At 70.0% G+C, this 2,689-nt stretch carries 3 protein-coding genes; all 3 read right to left on the reverse strand.

Annotated features, from left to right (window positions below; translation table 11 throughout):
* Positions 1-379, reverse strand: a 379-nt coding sequence (locus tag AC1DBQ_RS22795; RefSeq protein WP_476930674.1) for a cyclic pyranopterin monophosphate synthase MoaC, incomplete at its 3' end; no start/stop codon positions are given.
* Positions 367-1,590 carry a molybdopterin molybdotransferase MoeA gene (locus AC1DBQ_RS22800; protein ID WP_476930675.1) on the reverse strand — a complete coding sequence of 408 codons (1,224 nt, stop codon included), beginning with the start codon at positions 1,588-1,590 and terminating at the stop codon, positions 367-369. The genes AC1DBQ_RS22800 and AC1DBQ_RS22795, both read right to left, overlap by 13 nt.
* Positions 1,591-1,616: 26 nt before the next feature.
* Positions 1,617-2,689: molybdopterin-dependent oxidoreductase (locus AC1DBQ_RS22805; RefSeq protein ID WP_476930676.1), on the reverse strand; the 1,073-nt coding region annotated here is incomplete at its 5' end.

The following is a 2,689-nucleotide window of genomic DNA, read 5'->3' on the forward strand; positions in this document are numbered from 1 at the left end:
CAAACACCGTGACGGTGTCGGTGTCGAGCTCGAAGTCGATGGTGACCTTGGCGATCGGCAGCGGGTGGCAGAGCGGGATGAGATCCGGGGTCTTTTTCGCCGCCATGATCCCGGCGACGCGGGCTACKGCCAGGGCGTCCCCCTTCGGGAGCTCGCCGCCGCCGAGAAGTGCGAGCACCTCCGCCGTGCTGCGGACGGTCGCGGTGGCCGTGGCCTCCCGGGTGGACTCTGCCTTGTTGGACACATCCACCATCTGGGCCGTGCCGTCGTGGCGGAGGTGGGTCAAACGGGTGTTGTACGCTGCGCTATTTTCCGCTGTGCTGTTTTCCGCTGGCGCGGGAGTTGCTTCAGCGTTCTCTGCTTCATTCACAGAATCCATACTTCCACTTCATCKCCCGCGGCGAGAGCCGATGTGCCCTCGGGAACGTGGACCAGTGCGTTGGAACGGGCCAGGGCGTGCACCAGGTGTGAGCCGGCACCGCCCTCCAGCCGGACCGTGCCGTCCGGAGCCAGCGTGCCGCGCCGGACCTGGTGCTTGCCCGGCGGCGACGTCAGCGCCTCGGCCAGCCGGGCCCGGACGGCGGGCCGCGTCGCGGGAGCGCCGAAGAGTTCGGTGAGGACGGGACGCAGGAACATTTMAAATGACACGAGGCAGCTCACCGGGTTACCGGGGAACCCCAGCACGGGGACGCCCTCGAAGCTGCCGATCCCCTGCGGTCCGCCGGGCTGCATGGCCACTGCGGTGAACTCGACGTCATGTCCGGCCATGGCCTGGCGGACCACTTCGTAGGCGCCCTTGCTGACACCACCGGTCGTGACGATCAGGTCCACGTCCGGGGCGTGCCGGCGCAGCAGCAGGGCGAGMTCATCCGGCCGGTCCGTGGAAATGCCCGCCCGGGTGACCTCGAGGCCGGCCTGGCGCATGGAGGCTTCGAGCAGCGTGCCGTTGGAGTCGAAGATCTTGCCAGGTCCGAGCGGGTTGCCCGGTTCCACGACTTCGTCGCCGGTGGTGACCAGCAGGACACGCAGCGAGGGACGGACGGGCACCTCCGTAAAGCCCATGGCCGCGAGGAGTCCCAGCTGGCCGGGGCCAAGGAATGTCCCGGCKCCGAGGGCGGGCTCGCCGGAGCGGATGTCACTGCCGACGTCGCGCACAAACGTTCCGGCAGCCGTGGCCGGCAGGCGGACGGTGGTGGCCTCGCCGGGCGCGGGGAACGAATCGGGGACCGCCTGTTCAATGGGCACGACGGCGTCGGCTCCCGCCGGCATCATGGCTCCGGTCATGATCGGCGCGGCGGTGCCGGCGGCCAGTTCMGCCGGTGCGGCGCCGGCCGGAACGGGCGCGACGACGCGCAGTTCCGTGCCGCCGTCGGGTACGTCGCCGCTGCGGATCGCGAAGCCGTCCATCTGCGAGTTGGCAAACGGGGGAAGATCCAGCGGTGCCAGGATGTCGACAGCGAGTMCCCGGCCCAAGGCTTCGAGCAGCGGGAGCCGTTCCACCCGGTCATCGGTGCGCAGCGGCGCGAGCAGGGCGCGGACCTTTTCCCGGTGCGCTTCCACGCTGACGTGCCTTGTCTCGGTGCGGTGCATGCGTGTCCTGACCTTTGCTCAGCTCACTAGGATTTCACGTCCACTCTAACCGTGTGAAAGCCGGTGGCCCCGCTCGGCGCGACGGGGGCGGACTCCTCCACTTGCGGGACGCCGGCGAGGTCCGTGGCCCGGACCTGGACCTCGTACCGGCCCGGAGTCAGCGGAAGCGCCAGCTTCCACTGGTACCACGTATCCTTCGAAATGCCCGGGGCGAGCTCGGCCTGTTTCCAGTCGCCGCGGTTGACCCGCAACTCCACCTTGCCGATGCCCGTGTGCTGGTCCCACGCGACCCCGCCGAACACCACGGTCCCGGCCGTCACGCTGCGCCCGTCCTGCGGCACGTCAATGCGGGACGAGGTCTTGATGGGCCCGCGCTCGCTCCAGCCGCGGGGCGTCCAGTAGGCGACGTCGTCCGCGTAGCGGGTCACTTTCAGTTCCGTGACCCACTTGGTGGCCGAGACGTAGCCGTACAGCCCGGGCACGATCATCCGGACCGGGAAGCCGTGCTCCAGCGGGAGCGGTTCGCCGTTCATTCCCACCGCCAGCAACGCGTCGCGGMTGTCTGTGAGGGCCTCCAGCGGCGTCCCGGCCGTCCAGCCGTCCGTACTGCGGGAGAGCACCATGTCCGCTCCTGGCTTGGGTCCGGCCATGGCKAGCAGTTCGCGGACCGGCCAGCCGAGCCACTTGGCGTTGCCGATCAGGTCTCCGCCCACTTCGTTGGAGACGCAGGCGATGGTCACGTGGCGTTCTGTCAGGGGTTTGGCCAGGAGGGTGGCGAAGTCGAGTTCGATCTCGCGTTCCACCAGGCCGGTGACCTTCAGCGTCCATTGCGCCGGGTCCACCAGCGGCACGCGCAGGGCGGTGTCGATCCGGTAGAAGTCMTTGTTGGGGGTCACGAGCGGTCCGAGGCCGTCCAGCCGGATCTCGGCGCCCGCGGGGATGGGCGGCGCCGGTGAGGCGGCCGCCGGGAGGGCCAGCTTGCTGCGCACGTCACTGACGACGGCGGCGGCTCCCCTGAGGGTGGACGCGAGCACACCCGCGACGGCGGCAACCGCGGCGGTTCCGCCGAGGGCCAGCAGGAAGCGGCGCCGGCCAGGTC

The organism is Arthrobacter sp. 10T413_2, from assembly GCF_056394205.1.